The sequence below is a fragment of the Microcoleus sp. CAWBG58 genome (assembly GCF_020883045.1).
Taxonomy (GTDB): domain Bacteria; phylum Cyanobacteriota; class Cyanobacteriia; order Cyanobacteriales; family Microcoleaceae; genus Microcoleus.
In genome coordinates, this window is record NZ_JAHRFA010000021.1 from 52,940 (window position 1) to 74,134 (window position 21,195).

General features: G+C 46.6%; 13 protein-coding genes. 7 read left to right on the forward strand and 6 right to left on the reverse strand.

What is annotated here, in order from left to right; genetic code table 11:
• Positions 1 to 366: 366 nt before the first annotated feature.
• Positions 367 to 2,025: an alpha/beta hydrolase gene (locus QZ918_RS11865; RefSeq protein ID WP_293335058.1), complete on the reverse strand. Its 1,659-nt coding sequence runs from the start codon at positions 2,023 to 2,025 to the stop codon at positions 367 to 369.
• 368 nt (positions 2,026 to 2,393) lie between these two features.
• Here QZ918_RS11865 and QZ918_RS11870 point away from each other — a divergent pair, with 368 nt between their 5' ends.
• Positions 2,394 to 7,997, forward strand: coding sequence for a trifunctional serine/threonine-protein kinase/ATP-binding protein/sensor histidine kinase (locus QZ918_RS11870; protein WP_293335061.1), 5,604 nt, complete (start codon positions 2,394 to 2,396; stop codon positions 7,995 to 7,997).
• A 268-nt stretch (positions 7,998 to 8,265) separates the two neighbouring features.
• Here QZ918_RS11870 and QZ918_RS11875 read toward each other — a convergent pair whose 3' ends face one another.
• Positions 8,266 to 9,663, reverse strand: a complete 1,398-nt coding sequence (locus QZ918_RS11875; RefSeq protein ID WP_293335064.1) for an amidase — start codon at positions 9,661 to 9,663, stop codon at positions 8,266 to 8,268.
• An 80-nt stretch (positions 9,664 to 9,743) separates the two neighbouring features.
• The gene (locus QZ918_RS11880) at positions 9,744 to 9,911 is read right to left on the reverse strand and encodes a hypothetical protein (protein WP_293335067.1); all 168 of its coding nucleotides are present in this window, start codon (positions 9,909 to 9,911) and stop codon (positions 9,744 to 9,746) included.
• Positions 9,912 to 10,382: 471 nt separating this feature from the next.
• Between QZ918_RS11880 and QZ918_RS11890 the strand changes: the two genes are divergently transcribed.
• Both QZ918_RS11890 and QZ918_RS11895 read left to right on the forward strand, forming a co-directional pair.
• On the forward strand, positions 10,383 to 11,669 hold the full coding sequence (locus tag QZ918_RS11890; protein WP_527250398.1) for a PilT/PilU family type 4a pilus ATPase: 1,287 nt from the start codon (positions 10,383 to 10,385) through the stop codon (positions 11,667 to 11,669).
• A 590-nt stretch (positions 11,670 to 12,259) separates the two neighbouring features.
• Complete coding sequence (locus QZ918_RS11895) at positions 12,260 to 13,063, forward strand: circadian clock KaiB family protein (RefSeq protein WP_293147484.1); 804 nt, start codon at positions 12,260 to 12,262, stop codon at positions 13,061 to 13,063.
• Between the two features lie 10 nt (positions 13,064 to 13,073).
• Here QZ918_RS11895 and QZ918_RS11900 read toward each other — a convergent pair whose 3' ends face one another.
• Positions 13,074 to 13,613, reverse strand: a complete 540-nt coding sequence (locus tag QZ918_RS11900) for a hypothetical protein (protein ID WP_293335075.1) — start codon at positions 13,611 to 13,613, stop codon at positions 13,074 to 13,076.
• Between the two features lie 319 nt (positions 13,614 to 13,932).
• Here QZ918_RS11900 and QZ918_RS11905 point away from each other — a divergent pair, with 319 nt between their 5' ends.
• Positions 13,933 to 14,190: a hypothetical protein gene (locus QZ918_RS11905; protein WP_293147488.1), complete on the forward strand. Its 258-nt coding sequence runs from the start codon at positions 13,933 to 13,935 to the stop codon at positions 14,188 to 14,190.
• A 263-nt stretch (positions 14,191 to 14,453) separates the two neighbouring features.
• Here the strand turns inward: QZ918_RS11905 and QZ918_RS11910 are convergent, their stop codons facing one another.
• Entirely contained in the window at positions 14,454 to 15,665 is a 1,212-nt protein-coding gene (locus tag QZ918_RS11910) for a lipid-A-disaccharide synthase-related protein (protein WP_293335078.1), read from the reverse strand.
• A 566-nt stretch (positions 15,666 to 16,231) separates the two neighbouring features.
• On the opposite strand from QZ918_RS11910, the gene QZ918_RS11915 reads away from it, so the two are divergent.
• A complete protein-coding gene (locus QZ918_RS11915) occupies positions 16,232 to 17,395 on the forward strand; it encodes a GuaB3 family IMP dehydrogenase-related protein (protein ID WP_293147492.1) in 1,164 nt (387 codons plus the stop codon).
• A gap of 549 nt (positions 17,396 to 17,944) precedes the next feature.
• On the opposite strand, the gene QZ918_RS11920 is transcribed toward QZ918_RS11915, so the two are convergent.
• A complete protein-coding gene (locus QZ918_RS11920) occupies positions 17,945 to 19,099 on the reverse strand; it encodes an RNA-guided endonuclease InsQ/TnpB family protein (RefSeq protein ID WP_363318774.1) in 1,155 nt (384 codons plus the stop codon).
• Between the two features lie 313 nt (positions 19,100 to 19,412).
• On the opposite strand from QZ918_RS11920, the gene trxA reads away from it, so the two are divergent.
• Together trxA and QZ918_RS11930 are read left to right on the forward strand one after the other, a co-directional pair.
• Positions 19,413 to 19,736: a thioredoxin gene (trxA, locus tag QZ918_RS11925; RefSeq protein ID WP_006631199.1), complete on the forward strand. Its 324-nt coding sequence runs from the start codon at positions 19,413 to 19,415 to the stop codon at positions 19,734 to 19,736.
• Positions 19,737 to 19,924: 188 nt separating this feature from the next.
• On the forward strand, positions 19,925 to 20,986 hold the full coding sequence (locus QZ918_RS11930; protein WP_293147494.1) for an LOG family protein: 1,062 nt from the start codon (positions 19,925 to 19,927) through the stop codon (positions 20,984 to 20,986).
• Positions 20,987 to 21,195: the final 209 nt, after the last annotated feature.

The following is a 21,195-nucleotide window of genomic DNA, read 5'->3' on the forward strand; positions in this document are numbered from 1 at the left end:
TAAGTAAGGTTCGTAGTGCGGACTTCAGTCCGCAAAAAGCTGCGGACTAAAGTCCGCACTACGAACCATTTTTTCAGGGTAATGCACTGGATATGATATTATTAGGTAACGACTAACGACTCTGCTGTAAGTAAGGTTCGTAGTGCGGACTTCAGTCCGCAAAAAGCTGCGGACTAAAGTCCGCACTACGAACCATTTTTTCAAGGTAATGCACCGGATATGATATTATTAGGTAACTACTAACGACTCTGCTGTAAGTAAGGTTCGTAGTGCGGACTTCAGTCCGCAAAAAGCTGCGGACTAAAGTCCGCACTACGAACCATTTTTTCAGGGTAATGCACTGGATATGATATTATTAGGTAACGACTAACGACTCTGCTGAATAAAACTTTGCACGACTGCATTAGTTTCCGAAGAAATTTCTGTTACTAGACGCACCGGAATTGCATTTGTAGAAGCAAATTGCGCGTATTCTGGGGTGAGAAAGACTGCATATTTGTCAGCTTCGGTCGTTAGTTGAGCGGCAGTAGCCAGACTGATAGCTTTAATATAATTGCGGATGCTAACTGCTTTCTCGCCGACAACTTCATCGCCAGAAATTACTGTACTCGGTCTGCTAACTTGGTCTAAGGTTGTACTCGGATCTTTGACGCTTAAGTGGGTTCCTCCTACAAAGCCCACTAGCCATTTGGGACTGGAAATTTTGGTGAAGCCGGCAATTTGTTCGACTAAGGCGGGTGTGGTTTTGTCGGCTGAAGATGCTACTATTAATGTAGGGATTTGAATGGCACTTAAACCAGTTTCTCCAAATAGTAATGATGTGGTGGGATTCATGACGATCGCCCTTTTAATCCTCACATCCCGCAATTGATACCGTTCTTGGGGCAATCGGGCCGCCGCGCACTGAATGCCTTCGCCCAAGCTAAACCCGATTAAATCCCCCTGACAGCGCTGTTTGAGCCGGCTCAATTGCAGTTCGGCACCGGCTACGGACAAGGCTGTGGCGCCACCGAAGGAATAGCCCACGATCATCGATCGCTCGATCGCAATTTTCCCCTGCAAGTTATCATCCGTTTGGTTCAATTTTGCCAGTTCGTCGAGCACAAAACTGATATCTTTAGGACGGTCTAAAAACTCTCCAGAAGCGAGCAACTGAGACTTACCCGCGATCGCAGCCTTGGTATTTGTTTCGTTGCTTCCCGGATGTTCTACAGCAGCTACCACGTAGCCGTAGGACGCCAAATGCTCGGCTAAATAACGCAAATCCGTCCGCACCGAACCCAAACCGTGAGAAAACACGATCGTCGGTTTGTCGGCCGTCGCTGCTCTCGACCAATAGACATCAACAGGAATACGCCGATTGCGGGCGCTATCGTTCAAATCTAGCTTGAGAACCCGAACCGAATTCGGGCCGGGTTGGGTCGGGTCGAAAGGCGGGTTAAAGGCGGGTTTAGTGGCTGTTAATTGAGGTGCGATCGCGGCCATAAACCTCTGAGTTTGCCAAAAACCCGAGTTTAAGTTGCTCAAAACTGCGAAAGCTCGATCGAGATCCACGACTACCCGCGAACTCGGATAAGATTCAATGAAACTCAATACAGATAAGCCTTCCGGCGCATTCGCTCCCAGCACCAAAGCCGCTCGCAGCGCTTCCACACCCGCACCGTCGCCCCTGGGTATCACTGTAGTCAAATCCGTCAAAATCGCAGTCCCGATGCGCGTATTTAGCAAGTTGCTCAAACCAACTACATTGAGAGGGATTTTCGCTTGAAGTGCTCCCAAAATTTGACTGCGCTGTGCGTCAGACAGCAGATTCGCGTAGGCTTGCAGTCTGGGGGGGACTTTTCCGGTTTTTGCGAGCTCGCGCAAATCCGCCACCGAAATAGACGATTCTAAAGGGCCTTTGCGGACAACAACTGTTTCTGTAGCTTTTGCAGGGGATATCATAGCGCCGAAAGTGCCGATCGCGATCGCGCTACAAACACTCGCCACTGACGAAAACCATCTTAAATTTGGTCTAATGCTCATCTTTTTTCAATCTAGACTGGATATCATCATATTCTTAGAATTCTCCCAGATACCGAGAAATTGTTCTAGATGTCGATAAATTGTCTCGGGGTGCGATCGACAAAGCCTCTCGGTATGTTTAAATGTCGATCGATCGCAATGCTCGTATTAAGTATAATTGCCAATCAAAGATAGCCATTTGGCTTAATTTACTAAGCAAAATTGCGGTTGACGCAATACTTGATATTCACTATTATTATTGGAAATAAAACCTCGCGATATTACTGACTTTTGCATCACAATAATTTTCCGAGTCTCGTGCGATCGTCACCACTCGCATTATATCGTCTCCACCGGCATTTTAAAAATCACCTACAAGGAGCATTTCAATGAATACGTTAACACTGCCAGGGTACCGCATTAGCACCTCCATATCTGACGGCTTCAATACCAGCGTTTACCGAGCAATTAGAGAATCAGACGAACAACCAGTCATCATCAAAATCCTCAAAGCAGAATTTCCCACCCTCGAACAAATTACCCGCTTAAAAAACGAATATAAAATTACTCAGCATTTACACGCAGACAGCATCGTCAAATATTACAGCCTCGAAACCTCTCAAAACCGTCTCGCCCTAATTGCAGAAGACTTTGGCGGCCGCTCCCTCAACCAAATTATCTCGAAAAAGCTTGACTTAACAGAATTTTTAAACATTGGCATTCAGCTAGCATCAGCACTCAACTCGCTGCATCAAAACGGCATCATCCACAAAGACATCAAACCATCCAACATTATCATCAACCTGGAAATAGGAATAGTTAAAATAACCGACTTCAGCATCGCTTCCCGGCTGAGCAAAGAAACTCCCCAAATTAACAGCGCTAACTTAGTTGAAGGTACAGTCGCCTATATGTCTCCCGAACAAACCGGGAGAATGAACCGCACTTTAGATTATCGCAGCGACTTCTATTCCCTCGGTGTGACATTTTACGAAATGCTGACAGGCGAATTGCCGTTTCACAGCAACGATATTTTGGAACTGGTACACTGTCATATTGCCAAACATCCCGCACCGCCTTGTGAATGCAGCAAAAATGCAGAAAATGATGAAAAAATTCCGCAAGTTGTTTCGGATATTGTGATGAAGCTGTTGGCAAAAAATGCCGAAGATAGGTATCAAACAGCAGAGGGGATTAAGGTAGATTTAGAAAACTGTTTGAATTCTTGGCAGACAACTGGGGAAATTGCTGATTTTGTACCGGGAAAGTGCGATCGCTCGCCACAACTGTCAATCCCTCAAAAACTCTACGGACGAGAAGCCGAAGTCGATCGCCTGCTCGCTGCTTTTGAACGAGTTAGCGGGCTTGCAGACACACAACTCCCAGAAAAATCGGAAAATCTAGCTACTCGTTCTCAAAGCGAAATAGTCCTAGTTTCCGGCTATTCTGGCATTGGCAAAACCGCCATTGTCAATGAAGTTCACAAGCCAATTGTGCGACATCGCGGCTATTTTATCAACGGCAAATTTGACCAATTTAAGCGCAACATTCCCTATGCAGCTTTGATTCAAGCTTTCCAGTCTTTAATCGGACAATTGCTTACTGAAAGCAGCGAAAAATTGCAAGCTTGGAGAGAAAAGTTAGCGGCGGCTTTGGGCGCAAACGGTGCTGTAATTGCTGACGTAATTCCAGAGATTGAACTAATTATTGGCAAACAGTCGGAAGTACCACAACTCGGGGCTGCGGAATCTCAAAATCGGTTTAATCGAGTCTTTCAAGAGTTTATCGGCGTCTTTACTCGTGTAGAACATCCGCTAGTAATCTTTTTAGATGATTTGCAGTGGGCTGATTCGGCATCGCTGAATTTAATGCAGTTGTTGCTTGGCAATTCGGAAAGTCAATATCTGCTGTTGATTGGTGCTTATCGGGATAATGAAGTTAATCCGACTCATCCGCTCGTACAGGCGATCGAGCAAATTGCCAAAACTGGTACTCCTGTTAATAATATTGTCTTGCAACCGCTGGATTTCGGCAATGTTTGCGAATTAATTGCCGATACTCTCACGGCTAACGACAAGGTGAGATTGCTGGCTGAGTTGATTTTCCACAAAACCGGCGGTAATCCTTTCTTCATCACGCAACTTTTGCAAGCCCTGTATCAAGAAAATCTGTTACACTTTGAGTTGAGCAGCGGTAGTTGGCAGTGGGATTTAGCGCAGATTCAGGCGATCGGCATTACTGACAAAAGTGTCGTCGAATTGGTAGCCAGCCGCATCGGAAAACTACCGGAAACCACGCAACGAGTCTTAAAATTTGCGGCTTGTATTGGCGATAAATTTAGCCTGAATGTCTTGTCAATTGTCAGCAAACAATCTCCAGCGCAAGTGGCTAGCGAACTCTGGGCGGCGCTGCAAACTGGATTGGTTCTCCCGTTAAGTAATGCTTACAAAATTCCGCTGGTTGGAGGCTGGGAATCGGAGAATTTATCGCAGCAGGTACGGGGAGGGCAGGCACGGGGAGGGCAGGCACGGGGGCACTGCCCCTACGGGGAATTCAAGATTTCATATAAATTCCTGCACGACAGAGTGCAGCAAGCAGCCTATTCTTTAATTCCCGAAAGTGAGAAACAAGAAACTCACGTCAAAATCGGTCGTTTGCTGCTAGAAAATACTCCGGATTCTGAGATTGACGAAAACGTATTTGATATTGTCAATCAATTGAATGTGGGTGTTGAATTGCTCACAGATAAAACCGAAAAATATGAACTGGCAAAACTGAATTTTATAGCTGGAAAAAAAGCCAAAGCATCCAATGCTTACGAAGCTGCTGTCAGGTATTTGAATGTCAGTTTGGAACTCATTAACTCCTCCCAGTCCCCCGTCGGTACAAGCTCAAGTTGGGATACTGATTATGACTTGACGCTGAACCTGCACGTAGAAGCAGCCGAAGCCGAGTATCTCAATACTAACTTTGAACAGTCAGAAAAGTTAATTTCTGTCATTTTGGAACAAGCTAAAAGTCTTCTCGACAAAGTAAAAATATACGAATTAAAAATAGAGATGTATATAGCTCAAACTCAGTGTTTAAAAGCTATAAATACGGGACTAGAAGCTTTAGAAATGATGGGTATCTCTCTCTCTGATATCCTGGAATGCGAGCATCTGAATGTGCAACTACCACAGATAGAAAAAGTGGATAATTTGCCAGAAATTACAGACCCCAAACAACTCGCAATTCTTCGGATTTTGGTGTCAATTAATTCACCATTATTGTTGTATAAACCTGAAATTTTATTGCCGGTTATATTGGCTCAGATTAATCTTTGCATGTTAGAAGGTCATTCACCACTATCTGCTATTTCCTACAGTTTTTATGGTTTAGTTCTGTGCGGTGGCATGGGAGACATTGAGAAAGGATATCAGGCCGGACAACTCGCTGTTAAGCTTTTACAAAAATATGGTGTAAATTCTCTGAAATGCCAAGTATTTAATCAATTTAATACTTGCATTCAACCCTGGAAAGAGCATCAAAGAGAAACTATCGCTAATTTGCTGGAAGGATTTCAAACTGGTCTGGAATCAGGTAATTTACTTTATGCTGGCTATTGTGCTTTTAACCACGTCATTTCTTTGTTTTTCATGGGAGAGAATCTCGATGATTTAGAACGCCAGCAAATTAGTTATATTAATTTGTTACGCCAGCTCAAAATTGATTATGTTGCCTCCAGTATCAGTCTGTGGAGACAACTGAATTTAAATTTACGAGATTTAGCAGCAGATAAGACTTGTTTGATTGGTGAGAGTTTTGATGAAACAACTATGTTACCGGAGTTGCAAGCGGTTAATGATGCTTGGATGCTATGTACGACATATTTTGTGAAATCCATGATTTTGTATTTGTTTAAAGAATTTAGTAGTGCTGTTAATAGCGCAACAATAGCTACAAAATATTTGCAATCGATGGGTGGGTGGATGCCTATTGCTGCTCAAAATTTTTACTATTCCCTGGCACTGCTCGCTGTGTATCCAACTGCTGACATTGCCGAGCAAGAAAAATACTTGATGCAAGTAGCAGCCAATCAGGAAAGAATGCAAAAATGGGCATACCACGCCCCCATGAACTATCAGCACAAGTACGACCTCGTAGAAGCCGAAAAAGCGCGAGTATTGGGTAATAATTGGGATGCAGCAAATTATTATGATAAAGCTATTGAAGGAGCAAAAGAGCAGGGATACATTCAGGAAGAAGCACTCGCTAACGAACTTGCAGCCGAGTTTTATTTGTCTTGCAACAAAGACAAAATCGCTCAAGTCTATCTCACAGAATCATACTACGGTTACATCCACTGGGGAGCGATCGCCAAAGTCAAAGATTTAGAAGCCCGATATCCCCAGTTAGTCGCCCAAACCCTCAACCGAGAAACTAAAACCCGCGATTTAACAGTCACCACAACTACCACAACCACCAACAGCGATTTTGGCAAAGCCTTAGATATCGGCACATTCGTCAAAGCATCTCAAGCAATTACCAGCGAAATTGTGCTGGATAAATTGCTCTCCCGTTTAATCAAAATTTTGTTAGAAAATGCCGCCGCTCAAAAAGCTGTACTGATGCTCTACAAAGATGATAGTCTTTTGATACAAGCCACCTGCACGTCAGAACAAAATCAAGCAACAGTCTTGCAATCCCTACCCGTGGAAATTAGTCGAGATGTGCCTGTATCGATTGTCAACTATGTTGCTCGGACTCAAAAAGACTTGGTTTTAAACAATGCAGGCTTAGACAGCTTGTTTATCGAAGATCCATATATTGTCAGCAGTCAGCCAAAGTCAATTATTTGCAATCCAGTCATCTATCAGGGCAAACTCACAGGCATTCTGTATCTGGAAAATAACTTAGCAGTCGGTGCATTTTCTCCCGAAAGATTGCAAGTTTTAAACGTTCTGACTTCTCAAGTTGCGATCGCTATAGAAAATGCTAAACTCTACGCACAAGCACAAGAAAAATCGCAGCAATTAGAACAATCTTTGCACAAGTTGCAGCAAACCCAAGCTCAACTCGTGCAAACGGAAAAAATTTCTAGTTTGGGACAGTTGGTAGCAGGAGTCGCCCACGAAGTCAATAACCCCCTTGGCTTTATTTCCGGCAATCTTCACCACGCTAACGATTACGTACAAGACTTGATTTGCATTCTCAATCTTTACCAGCAGCACTATCCGAACCCTGTACCAGCAATTGCAGAAGCAGCAGAAGATATGGAAATCGATTATCTGATGGAAGATTTGCCGAAAATGCTGGGTTCCATGCAGTTAGGAATCGATCGCATCCGCGATATCATGCAATCATTGCGGAATTTCTCGCGCGTTGACGGTACCCACAAAAAATCTGCTGACATCCACGCAGGTATCGAGAGTACGTTAATGATTTTACAGCACCGCCTAAAAGCTAATGCGGAACGTCCGGCGATTCAAGTTATTAAAGAATACGGTGATTTGCCTGCGGTTGAATGTTACAGCGGACAACTCAATCAGGTGTTTATGAATTTGCTTGGAAATGCGATCGATGCTTTGGATGAATTTAATTGCGATTCCCTACGGGATAGCTGCGCTTCACGCACTTATGCTGACATTGATAAGCATCCTAATATTATCACAATTTATACCGAAGTCAAGGAAAGTTCGGCAAGGGATTTTGTAACGGATGTAACGGATGTAGCGGATTTAACGGATGTTAGGAATAAGGAAGAAGTAAGAGGGGAAAAAACTGAGAGTTTTGCGGTGATTCGGATTAAGGATAATGGGCCGGGGATGGCTGAAGCAACGCGGTGTAAATTGTTCGATCCGTTTTTTACTACTAAGCCGGAGGGGAAAGGTACGGGATTGGGATTGTCGATTAGCTATCAAATTGTAGTCGAAAAACACGGCGGTGCGATCGAGTGTATTTCTGAACCGGGAAAAGGTGCGGAATTTGTTATCACAATTCCGTTGAATTAGGCAATCTGAACCGGTTCGTAGTGAGGACTTTAGTCCGCATCAAAGAAGGACTAAAGTCCTCACTACAAACCTGGCTAAAGTTCGTAGTGAGGACTTTAGTCCGCATCAAAGAAGGACTAAAGTCCTCACTACAAACCTGGCTAAAGTTCGTAGTGAGGACTTTAGTCCGCATCAAAGAAGGACTAAAGTCCTCACTACAAACCTGGCTAAAGTTCGTAGTGAGGACTTTAGTCCGCATCAAAGAAGGACTAAAGTCCTCACTACAAACCTATTGAAAATCCAAAACTGGGAAAGGTTTCGCCGCTTCTATCTGCGCTGCTAAAGCAATTAAAGTTGCTTCCGCCGCCGGCCGCCCGATAATTTGAATTCCTACGGGCAAACCGTTATCATCTAAGATGGCCGGAAGTGCGATCGCAGGTAAACCACTCGCATTAAATGGCGGACAAGGAGCAACCCAATTAATAATCCGCTGCAAAGTTTCCTCACAACTCAAATCCGCCCACTCCCCGATGCCAATTGGCGAGTGCATATAAGTCGGCAAAACTAACACATCAAAATTTTCAAAGAATCCCACAATCCGCCGTGAAATTACCTGCATTTGATTCACCGCCCGCAAATATTCCCCAGCCGCAACAGTTTTTTCCAACAACCAGCGATTCATCGGTTCCAAAACCTTGCCTGGAATGCCGCTTGCTGCCGCCCCTGACTGCCAAATTACTGTAAACGGTTCGATTAAACCTGTAAAATCCGGGCATCCCGGTTCGATATCGTGACCCAAATCTGTCAGTAATTTTACGGTATCGAGTACCGCTTGCTGACACACAGGCGCTGCCTCACCCACGGGAGCAATACTGGTAGAAAAAGCAACTCGCAGTTTGCCCAACTTTTGGCCGGAAGCCTCTAAAAACGTGGGATTTGGGTCTGGTAGCCAGTACGGATCGCCGGTGGTGTAGCCTGACATTACGTCCAACAGGGCGGCGGCGTCAGCCACGGTGCGGGCGAGGGGGCCGTTGGCAGAAATTCCGCTTAGGTAATCTCCGACTGGCGCCCAGGAAACTCGCCCGCGCGAGGGTTTAATGCCCACTAAACCGCAGGCGGAAGCTGGGCCTCGGATCGAACCGCCGCCGTCTGAACCTTGGGCGATCGCACATAAACCCGCCGCTACGGCCGCCGCTGAGCCGCCGCTGGAACCTCCGGGCGTGTAGTCTAAATTCCAGGGATTGCGCGCGGGCCGGAAACCTGGGGGTTCACTGTAAGGTAATGAGCCTATTTGAGAGGTTGCTGTTTTCCCCAGAATGTTAAATCCGGCTGCTTCGATCCGCCAGACTACTGACTCGTTGTAGGGAGATATGTTACTGTGCAAAGCCTGAACCCCGTAAGTACACGGAATGCCGGTAACTGGTGTCAAGTCTTTGATGCCGATCGGCACTCCGAAAAAAGGCGGCAATTGCTCTGACTTGTTTAAGCCTGCTAGGTGTTCGGTTTGCGCTGTCGCCAGCTCGATCGCCCGATCGGCAGTTACTGTAAAATAACTACCAAGTTGATGGTTTAATCGATCGATCCGTTCCAAGTACACATTGGCAATTTCTAGGGGCGAAATTTCCCGATCGCGAATCGACTTCGCCAAATCCAGGGCTGAACTAAAAGCCCGATCGACAGAATCCATAGGTGTAAGTCCTGAATAGTTCGGTCAAGTATCTATTTATACTGTTTTTTCAGGAAAAGTCTTTCCCTTTAAAAAAATATTCAAAAATGTCGAAAATCCATATTCGATTGTAGGGCCAGAGCGATCGCCCGCGTGCAAACAGCAGAATATTTCCTTGCTGCGACCCCCTCTTGAGATAAACTGATCGGAACAGTTAAGCTTTTGTGCAAGAAACGCTCTTCGGGCGATCGGCATTGTCTAACTTCCACAAATCATCAGAAAATGTGGGTGGAAACCCCGTTCCTTCGGCAAGCTCAGCGCAAGCCTTACAGAACGGCTTTATATGTGGGAAGTGTGTTAAAATAGACACACACACGTTGACCTCTAAAGTAAGGTGAAACTCCTAGCAATTGGACTTTGTAGTTAAAAGACGTTTAACCGACATGGTTAAACTGGTATCCAATAATACCCTACCTCTAGCCTTTGCAAGTAAAGACTCTGGGGCGACGGAATCACTCACAACAAATCAAAGTAGCCTCAATGCTAGAAATAGCGGAGAGAGTAGTGGGAATTGGCACCCCCTGTCGCGCTGCGGTAGAGTTCGAGTAAGCAGCTCTACGAGTAGCGGTTCGAGCAATGTCCAACGGTGGATATCTCCTTCTAAAGAATCTCAGTGCGTTTACGCGCCTTGAGTGTCAACTGTTCGAGTCAGCCTTCTCACCAAATTCCCAGTAGCGCATATGACACAACAGCATCCGCCAGCTCCTCGTCCGCCCGTACCCGGAGCTCCCCCACCCCCAGGGCTGCCACGCCCTCCAGCTCCAGGCATTCCCAGAGCAGCAGGAATGCCACCAGCACCGCCACCACCAGCACCAGCAGCACCGCCGCCACCCGCACCAGCAGCACCGCCGCCACCCGCACCAGCACCCCAATCCTTCGCCACACCTAAAAATTCCAGCAACAACAAAATTCCGACTTTGAAAGAGTTGGTAATGCGAGCCAAAGAAGAAGGAGTATCCGATCTTCACCTCGGAGTCAACGAATTCCCGCGCTTCCGAAACCGGGGCGAGATAGCCGATATCGGCTATCCACCGTCGGATTTAGATACGTTTTTTGGCTGGCTGCGCGAGTGCATGAGCGATGAAGAAATTGAAATTTTCCAAAAAACCCTAGACTTTGACGGTGCTTTCGACTTCGGCTTCGTCCGCATTCGGATCAGTTGCATGGACTCCTTGGCCGGCCCGGCGATGGTGCTGCGGCTAATTCCTGCCAAAATAATGACGCTGGAGGAATTAAACCTGCCGCAAGTCTTTAAGAAAATATGTGGCTACCACAAAGGGCTGATTTTGGTGACGGGCCCCACAGGTTCTGGCAAATCGACCACCTTGGCCGCCATGATCGACTACATCAACAAAAATAAAGCCTACAACATCATCACGATCGAAGACCCGGTAGAATTCGTACACGAAAGCAAAAAATCCTTGATCAAGCACCGGGAAGTCGGCAGACACACCCTCAAGTTTATGAGTGCTCTCAAAGGTGCTCTGCGGCAAGATCCGGATATGCTGCTAGTAGGAGAAATTCGGGACAGAGAGACGGTGGAAATTGCCCTCAAAGCCTCTCAGACAGGTCACTTAGTTGCAGGAACTCTGCACACCAACAGTGCAGTTAAAACCCTGAACCGGATTCTGGATATGTTCGGGGCGGAAGAACAGGACGCCATACGGGTTTCAATTTCCGAATCCCTAGTGGCGATTATTGCTCAACTGCTGTGCAAAACCACAGACGGCAAACGGGCTGCTTTCCACGACGTGATGATCAATACCGACGTGGTTAAGGAATACATTCTGAAGGGACAGAATGAGGAAATCAATCAAATCATGATCAAAGATACTTATGAAGGCATGACGACGATGAATAAGTCGCTCTACGGCCTTTATCAAGAAGGTAGAATTACTGAAGAACTGGCTGTAGAAAACTCACCGTTCCCCAACGAAATGGCCCAGATGCTCCGAGGTCGAGTCTAAAGGTCGAGTGTTAACAGTTAACTGTTATTAATTAATAGTTAACTGTTATTAGACTTGCATTGCAAAAATCGCTCTCAAGTCTTGAAATTATCTGCGTTGATCTGCCTTGCATCTGCGGTTGATCTATCAATCAAAGATTTATGCAATGCAAGTCTATTGGTACTTCATTGACACTCTCAGGGAGTCAACGCCACGCTCGATTCTACTGACAGAATTAGACAAGCGTGTATTACCTAAATCTAATCTCGTTACGGCCGTCAAACGCCGTCTACCTAGTCACCAATCGTCAAGCGATAGTTACTAGCTAATGATTGTTATTTCCAATGCTTTCAGAATCCATCACGCTTGCCAAGACACGGTACGCTCAACATCCTGCCATCCCACCGCTCTTTTTGTGTTACCTCTCACTCTTGCGTACTAAGTTGCAGGGATTTCTCCGATACTAGGATGTTTCAACACGTAGATGTTTTTGTTCTTACTCACAATTCAAATTATACCACATTTTCAAGAACACGGGGACTGAAGTCCCTCGCGTCGCTTTCCTCTCAGGTCTAAAGACGCGCTCGTTTCCCGCATCCCGTATTATTTTTATGAAAGTCGATCGCCCGATTTTGCCAGAATTTTTCAAAGGCATTGCACTGTTTACACCAGGGGGAGACTTAATCTATTGTATAGACTCCCGCAAGCAAACTCAGTGGCACTTGCAGTTGTGCGTTGCTCTCCAGGAGATACTCGGTTTGTCGGAACCGCCGCATTTTCTGATACCTTGCTACACGGCAACAGTTGACTGCTGGCGCGATCGCACCGATCGACAGTTGCGGGTGGCAGCCGAGGCATACCCCCCGGTGCTGCGACATCAAACGCTGCTAAATGCCATTTTTGGCACGAGCGACTTGGTTTGGGAAGCCCGCAGCGACGAAATCTGCGAACCAATGGCGATCGCCACTTATCACGAACAATTCCCCGAACTTTGGGAAAATCACGACTTAGTTGTACGATATCCGATCGACGTTGGGCGATCGGACTCTGGCAATTCTGCGATCGTACCTCCCTCCCACTTTCGGCAATCTCCGCTGTTCCCGGGAACCAAACCAACAGGACTCACCCCACCGCCACCAACCCAAGGGTACGTTTTGCGGCTGTTTGTTTCCGGGAGCAACCCCAGCACCGAACGCACCCTCGAAACTTTATACCAATTCCTAGAGAAATGTCTCGATCGCCCCTACACTTTGAAAGTAATCGATGTGTTAAAACATCCCGAACAAGCAGAAGCAGATCAGATTTCAGCAACTCCCACTTTAATTAAAATCTGGCCGAAACCCGTGCGGCGAATAGTCGGCGAATTGAACGATGCCCAAAAAATAGTCAGATTGTTGAGCAATTCAGAATTTTAGATTTGTGCGATTATTGAATACTGGCGATCGCCGGTTGACTCACCATCGAATTAACAAGATCCAGCAACTGCTGTTGAGACACTGCACTCCCCGATACCGCAACGGCATATCTGAGTCCTTCCTGTTCCCAAGAAATAGTTCTGCCACCACCTTTTGCTAAATAGTAGCCACGAATTCCACCACTCAAATTAATTGGCGAAATATCCTGATCTTGCCCAGGCCAATTTTTAGAATTAGCGGGTGAAACCACAGCGAATACTCCGACAGTGCAAGACGAAGCATTCGCAGATTTAGCGCAGTCCGGCTTAATTCCGATATTAACTTTAAATACTTTACCATCGGACTCAATGAAAGGATAAAGCTGTATTGGAGTAGCGGGGATAGACGCAGGCAGCCGCATTTTCAAGCCTTTCGGCAATTGGCGACGAATATCGTCAATCAGCGGCCTAAAAACAGAGGCTGGTTGGGCGATCGCAGATTCCACCGCCAATAAACCGCTTCCTAAAACTGTCAGACTGACTAAACCAGCGAACAGAGCTTGCAACTTCATTGATAGATTCCCTGAAAATAACCGTTTAATAATACAGCCACAAACTCTCGACTCCGCCTCACCCAATCGGATGATTTATTATCCCCCAATAGTATGACTATCCCTTTTCTCAGTAACATGAAGTACACTTTGTAATTGGTAATTAGTAATTAGTCATTAGCCATCGATCGCCTGCGTGCTTCAATTACTTAGCAATCGCTATAAATAGGAGTATAATAATAAAATTATTTAAAAATTTCACGATATTCTTATTATTAATAATTTCCATCGGCATTACGGAAGCTTACTCCATCATTGCGACATTCACAACCCCAATATCTTGCATTACTCAGTACAAATTAACGATTGGGAATCTATAGGATGGAAACCAATTCACAGCAATAGCAAAAAAAATACGGCAAGATTAGCAATTTGGCAAATTGATTGGGATAGATTTCAAACTGCCAAATGGATATTATATCGGGAAAAGGAACGCATCAATCAAGCATTGCATATTTCTGTAGCAGAGTTTCACGAACGCTGGCAATATGAACTCTATCGATTCAATTGCGAACATTGGGCAAGACTTTTCAGTTGACAGTTGACAATTGAGGGCGACCTCTACCTGGAAGGAAGAGGATTGGAGTAATGAATCGTCTTTTTTAAATTTCTCCCGAGCGGGGTTGGTGCTTTCAACCAATTCTTTCTGATAACAACAGGGGATGCGAGAAGCCCATCCCTGTCCTAACTAAATTTAGCAAGTAAGAATTACAGGCGTTGAGTATTAACTGTTTAAAACCTCGCTGTCAAATGCTTTCCTGCCAACTGCTAACTCTCAATTGTTTAAGCAGCATACTCCAATTAATCAGAAAGATATTTGGTTAAGCGATCGGCAATTTGGCTGCTACCGCCCGATCGCCCCATTCTTTCTAAGCCATTTTTTACGCAAGTCTCTAAATATTTTTTGTCTCGCAAAGTGCGATCGACTGACGCGGCAGCTTCTTTGATAATCTCAGGATTTGCTGGTTCTGTGCCAATAACTTGCACTGAATCACCTAACAGCCGGTTTTGAGCCTCGGCAAACCGATAGGTAAATGACGGGCCGTTACCAGGGATGGTAATTACTGGTTTTCCTAAGCCTACGGCTTGTTCGATCGCAGTTCCCGTCATCCCAATTACTAAATTAGACTGCTGCAAAATGTCGGCGAAAGCATCGGAGTAGCAAATTACTTCAACTGTTGCTGCTTTTTCACTATCCTGCTGTTTGATTTCTTGACAAACTAACTTTCCTTCTCGGTGCAGCCATCCGGAGCGCGCTGCAATATTATCTAATTCCAGCATTAAACTTGGAACTAAGGCTGCTCGAAACTGCACTGGTAAGGTAGAGTTGGCGGCAATTTCTTTGACCAATTTTAGCAGCAAAATCAGGTTTTCCGTGGCTTCGGGGAGCCGCGAACCGGGCAGAAGGGCGATCGTCCTAACTCCAGGCTTTAACTGCAAATCTTTGCCTGTAGCATTGAGGTTGTCCATGACAGGATTGCCGACAAATATCGCTCTCTCGAAACCCTGTTGGTTTAAGTCCGCAGCAGTCAAAGCATCCCTGGTGAAAATAGCCAGACATTGCTCGGAGGAAAGCAAATAATTCAAGAGGAAACCCAAATCGGCTAGCCCTTCGTAATAAGTAGAATGAGCTGACAGAAAAATTATATACGGGCGGCCTGTGGCATGGGCGAACCCCGCCGCGACAATATCCCCAGTCGTTACCACCAAATCGCATTGCTGCGAATGCGCCGAAGCAGCCTTGACTTGCTGCAAAGTCAAACGAAGTAGCCCCGCCCTCAAATCTTTGAGGAAAAATAGGGGATTCATGTAAAAAACTCCCCCAGATGGCATGGGACTGGTGGGCCCGATAATTGGTACTGTCGATCGACTGTAAGCAGCCCCATCACCAACAATGGGCATCGCCCAAACCTGAATATCTGGCGCAGATGCTCTCAAAGCATTGACAATTTGACAGTTAATCGCGTCTTCCCCGTGGCCGTTGCTGAGGAAAAGTATTTCCTTGGAGTTCATGGGAATGAAAATTATTGATGAGCTTTTGTTAAAAACCGTGAGAGGATCGCGACCGGCAACCGAGCTACGATTTTGTTAACAAGGCAGACGGGAATTCCCCCACTATACCGTACTCGGTTAGTGGGGGATGAAAGGCGTGTGAGTCGTACTCAATGAACAAATAGATAATTGCTTAGCAGAAACATTTCGAGAATTGGTACAATCGGTTTGGAGGTCGATCACCCCGCGCGGCGTCTAAAAGGCCGTTGCACTCGAGCAAGCGTAAGTACGCTTCGCACTATCCACTAAAAGAAATCCGCCACTGAATATATCAAACGCCATGTGGGTTTCCGACTAAAAACATTTCTGCCTTCGGAAGGAGGGTGGCTGCCTGGGCATCGTGCAAGGGATGTGAGAGTCAGGGCAAGACGGCTTGTCAAACCTCTAGACGCTGCGTAAGACCGAAACATAAGGCAAGCTTGTGTCGAGGCGGTGGCGGTTGAAACAGGAAGCCCCCGTCATAGCGGTAATCCGCTTGACGGTGGGTACTTCACTCTAATTTAAATACATTGTGGAAGTGAAACAGCGTGAATATTGAAATTGGGCGGGGCAAAAGCGCTCGCAGAGCTTACGGCATAGATGAAATCGCGCTCGTACCGGGACAGCGTACCCTCGATCCGAGTTTGGCAGATACTAAGTGGCAGATTGGTGGGATCGATCGAGAAATCCCGATCATCGCCAGCGCCATGGACGGAGTAGTCGATGTCCGCATGGCCATTTTGCTGTCGGAATTGGGAGCAATGGGCGTGCTTAACCTAGAAGGAATTCAAACCCGCTATGCTGACCCCCAACCCATTTTAGAGCGCATCGCTTCTGTGGGGAACCACGAATTTGTGTCTCTGATGCAGCAACTCTATGCCGAACCCATTAAGCCAGAATTAATCGAGCTCAGAATTAAAGAAATTAAAGCTGGAGGAGGGATTGCCGCCGTCAGCGGTACACCCGCAGGTGCGAGCAAATACGGCTTAAAAGTTGCTGAATCTGGAGCCGATATATTTTTTGTGCAGGCTACTGTAGTCTCGACTGCTTTTCTTTCCCCAGAGTCGATCGCATCTTTGGACTTGACCCAATTCTGTCAAGAGATGCCAATACCCGTAATTTTGGGCAACTGCGTCACCTACGAAGTCGCCCTGAATTTAATGAAAACTGGCGCCGCAGGCATTCTCGTGGGCATCGGGCCGGGGGCTGCTTGCACATCTAGGGGGGTATTGGGTGTCGGCGTTCCCCAAGCGACAGCGGTAGCAGACTGCGCCGCTGCGCGGGACGACTACTATCGCGAAACTGGCAAATACGTGTCGATAATTGCGGACGGTGGTTTAATTACCGGGGGCGATATCTGCAAGTGCATTGCCTGCGGCGCTGATGGAGTGATGATTGGTTCGCCCTTTGCTAGGGCTGCGGAAGCTCCGGGCCGGGGCTTTCACTGGGGAATGGCGACTCCCAGCCCGGTTTTGCCGCGAGGCACTCGGATTCGGGTGGGGACTACTGGGACTGTGGAGCAAATTTTGCGGGGCCCAGCACTGCTCGATGACGGTACGCACAACTTGCTTGGAGCGCTGAAAACTAGCATGGGTACCTTGGGCGCTAAGGATATTAAGGAGATGCAGCAAGTGGAAGTGGTGATTGCTCCTTCTCTGCTGACGGAGGGTAAAGTCTATCAAAAAGCTCAGCAGTTGGGTATGGGTAAGTAGATTTATCGATTGAATACCATCGTACCTTGACAAAATTTGTGCGATCGTCTCGAAATTTACAGAATGTTGTGGAATTATCGAGAAGGAGGTGTCACAATATAAGAAGCGGAGACGCATGTTTCCGTTCACTCCTCACACCACACTCCGCCCGGACTACTGTTCGGGCGGTTCCTTTTTGACCCCAAGCGCTCCCCTTTACTGACTAGGTACGGGGTTAAGGCTGTTCGATCCGGAGAGGGAAGAGGGGAAGAGGCGGAGAGGGGGAGAGGCGGAGAGGGGGAGAGGCGGAGAGGGGGAAAATTTTTTGGTGGCAGAATGCCGAATTCTAACTTCCATTTCTCGAATTTTTTCAGAAGCCTTCTGTTAAAATCGTCGCTCCGACCCACAAAGGGATAGCGTGCCACGTACAATCGTCGTGCAGAACTCAGAATAGTGGACTCCTGTTTGAACTCCCAGATTCAATGCTGCAAGTGAACTAACCACCCCAACTGCTATGCGGTATGGGGTAGGCTTCCCAATTCATCAGCAACCGCCTCTACAGTAGTAGACTTACGCCCATACCGATGAAGGTCTTACATTGCCTCCAAGGGCAGTATCGCTGGTTCCCAACGACAATATCCGCAAGCCTTCATTCTTGATATTGATAGCAGCATTGATATCCCGGTCATGATGTTCCCCGCAATGCGGACATTCAAACATCCTGATCGATAAATCAATCTTGGCTACTTTCAGCAGTGTGTTAGAGCAAAGATGTGAGGAAGGAAAGAATCTACCCACTTCTAGGTAAATCTTGCCGTCTTGCTCCGCTTTGTATTTGAGCATGGTTTGGAACGTTCCCCAACTTACATCGCTGATTGCTTTAGCTAGGTTGTGATTCTTGACCATGTTTTTCACTGCCAAGTCTTCCACCACAATCACTTGGTTTTCGTTGACTATCTTGCGGGATAGCTTATGGAGGAAATCTTCTCTCACTCTAGAGATTTTGGAATGCACTTTCGCTAGTGCTTTTTTAGCCTTACGACGTTTGTTCGTCGTTTTATCCTTTTTGCGGGACAACTGACGCTGCTTTCGCTTCAGGTTGCGCTCATGCTTTTTTAGATGACGAGGGTTTTGAAACTTTGAACCGTCAGAAGTAACGGCAAAATCAGTCAGTCCCAAATCAATCCCAATGGCATGACCTTCGCTATTCGATTCTGGTTTTTCAGTACCATCATCTAGCAACAAGGAAGCGTAATAGCGACCATCTGTCATCCGGGATAGCGTCACAGTTTTGAGTTTCTTTCCCTCAGTTTCCCGATGAATTTTCGCTTTAACTGTGCCCAGATTGCCGGGGAACTTAATCTCGGAATTGCTGAGGATTTTAACGTTTGCAGGGAATTGAATCGACTGGCGACCGTGCCTATTTTTGAAAGTTGGGTAGCCTGTGCGACCATCAAAGAAATTGATAAACGCACCAGACAGATTCAGAACAGAAGATTGAAGGCATTGAGAGTAACACTCTTTCAACCATTCGTATTCTTTCTTCCAAATCGGAATCATTTTCTTCATGTCATAAGCCGATACTCCCTTTCCCGTGTCTTTGTAGGTTTGGGACATCGCAGCCAAAGATTGATTCCAAACCCAACGAACACACCCGAAAGCCTGTGCAAGATGGGCTTCTTGAATGTCGGTGGGATAGATTCTGACCTTGACTGCTTTCAACATGACTATGTTTATCGTGCTTCTATGAGTATGATAACACCCGCAAGACAAAAGCTTCTGGTTTGCCCAATAGACTGACTGGCTGTTTCCTCCGTCTCCGCAACTCTATTGGCTACGCCAATTCGTTCAGGGATCGTCGTCAACAGCCCTGGCTTTCATCCCACACCAATCGCAGCGCTATCGCGCGAGGGATTCCCGCGCCCGTTAGCTAAATCTAAAATCTAAAATCTAAAATCGTAAAATCGACTGACGCAAGTGGTTACACTTTTTGCTAAACTTGTTATCCGAGAAATAGTATTTACAAGGATGGCTAGGGATGTCAGCAGCCGCGCAAGTAACCGACTCTACCTTTAAACAGGAAGTGCTCGATAGCGAAGTTCCAGTTCTAGTGGATTTTTGGGCTCCCTGGTGCGGGCCCTGTCGGATGGTGGCGCCCGTCGTAGACGAAATTGCCCAGCAATATGAAGGGCAGGTGAAGGTAGTAAAAGTTAACACCGACGAGAATCCTAATGTGGCAAGCCAATACGGTATCCGCAGCATTCCGACGCTGATGATATTTAAGGGCGGTCAGCGGGTTGATATGGTGGTTGGGGCAGTTCCGAAAACTACTCTGGCCAACACTCTGGAAAAGTACATTTAACCAAACTGCCAGAGGTTTCGGGCTGTTTTTTGGGGCCGCGAAATCTAACTATCTTCAGAACCGGGGCAAAGCTACTGGAAAAGTTATTAGTTGCTAGCAGTGCTATTTGCTGGTGGCTACTGGCTTCTAAATTTGGCTTGCCCCTTAATTTTTAGCAACGACAAATTGTTACCGTTTCGGAAAAATTCATGATTCCTTCTGGTCAAGGTTTTGAGTCCCTCCAAGCTGATGCGATCGACTTAATCGATCGCCTGCCAATGTTAAAGCACTCTGAGTGGATCGAACGATCGCTCTCGACGATCGTGCAAATGGCTGGAGAGGAACTCGATCGCCTCGATTGGAAGATTATGGCGTCGTCGCTGCGAGATATGGAGAGAGCTTTTTCCATGTTTTATCCTTACCGCCACGTTCGCAAAATTGTGATTTTTGGTTCGGCGAGGGTGTCGCCGACATCGGCGGAATATTTGCTAGCCAGAGATTTTGCACGGGCGATCGCCCAGCAGGGATTTATGGTGATTACTGGTGGCGGTGGGGGGATTATGCAGGCGGGGAATGAGGGGGCGACTGCGGAACGTTCTTTTGGGCTCAACATTCAGTTACCTTTCGAGCAGAGTTCTAATCCTTTCATTGCGGGCGACTCCAAGTTGCTCAATTTTAAATATTTTTTCACCCGCAAGTTATTCTTTCTCCGGGAAAGCGATGCTTTGGCTTTGTTTCCCGGCGGTTTCGGCACTCTGGATGAGGCTTTTGAGTGTCTGACTTTGACTCAAACTGGCAAGTTTGGGCCGGCCCCTTTGGTTTTGCTCGATCGACCCGGAGGCGATTATTGGCACGATTGGGATTATTTTGTACAAAAACAATTGCGTGGTCGGGGTTTGATTTCAGCCGACGATCGCAGCCTGTACACAATTACAGATGATATAAATGTCGCTTGTGAGGCGATCGCGAGTTTTTATCTGGTTTATCACTCCTGCCGCTACGTGGATGGAAAACTGGTAATTCGCTTGAAGTCTCAACTTTCTGAGGAGAATGTCGATCGATTAAATACTAATTTTAGCGATATTTTGGTAGACGGTAAAATCGAAAAAAGTCAAGCTCTGCCCGCCGAAGCCACGGATGAAACCTTTGCTTTACCGCGCCTAGTTTTGCATTTCAACCAGCGGGATTCGGGGCGGCTTTATCAGCTAATTGCTGCGATTAATCAAATGGGAGCGACATCGCCGGCGGCGGCGCATCCAGAACAAAAATAGTTATAGCAGTTGACAGTTGGTAGGGGCGGTGCCCCCGTGCCCGCCCTCTTAATTAGCAGTTGACAGTTATGGTACCCGAATCAAACCGTCGATCGATCGCGGGTGCATCTGATTTTTGCAAATATATTCGTAGGGGCGAAGCATTTCGGCAGTCAATCTCTGGTTCTCACTCATAAATTATGTGCCGAAATGCTTCGCCCTTGCCAAAT

Bases quoted from the DNA above. Each gene is read 5' to 3' on its own strand.
- QZ918_RS11865 (WP_293335058.1), bottom strand. From the start codon at position 2,025: ATGAGCATTAGACCAAATTTAAGATGGTTTTCGTCAGTGGCGAGTGTT.
- QZ918_RS11870 (WP_293335061.1), top strand. From the start codon at position 2,394: ATGAATACGTTAACACTGCCAGGGTACCGCATTAGCACCTCCATATCT.
- QZ918_RS11875 (WP_293335064.1), bottom strand. From the start codon at position 9,663: ATGGATTCTGTCGATCGGGCTTTTAGTTCAGCCCTGGATTTGGCGAAG.
- QZ918_RS11890 (WP_527250398.1), top strand. From the start codon at position 10,383: ATGACACAACAGCATCCGCCAGCTCCTCGTCCGCCCGTACCCGGAGCT.
- QZ918_RS11895 (WP_293147484.1), top strand. From the start codon at position 12,260: ATGAAAGTCGATCGCCCGATTTTGCCAGAATTTTTCAAAGGCATTGCA.
- QZ918_RS11900 (WP_293335075.1), bottom strand. From the start codon at position 13,613: ATGAAGTTGCAAGCTCTGTTCGCTGGTTTAGTCAGTCTGACAGTTTTA.
- QZ918_RS11910 (WP_293335078.1), bottom strand. From the start codon at position 15,665: ATGAACTCCAAGGAAATACTTTTCCTCAGCAACGGCCACGGGGAAGAC.
- QZ918_RS11920 (WP_363318774.1), bottom strand. From the start codon at position 19,099: ATGTTGAAAGCAGTCAAGGTCAGAATCTATCCCACCGACATTCAAGAA.
- trxA (WP_006631199.1), top strand. From the start codon at position 19,413: ATGTCAGCAGCCGCGCAAGTAACCGACTCTACCTTTAAACAGGAAGTG.
- QZ918_RS11930 (WP_293147494.1), top strand. From the start codon at position 19,925: ATGATTCCTTCTGGTCAAGGTTTTGAGTCCCTCCAAGCTGATGCGATC.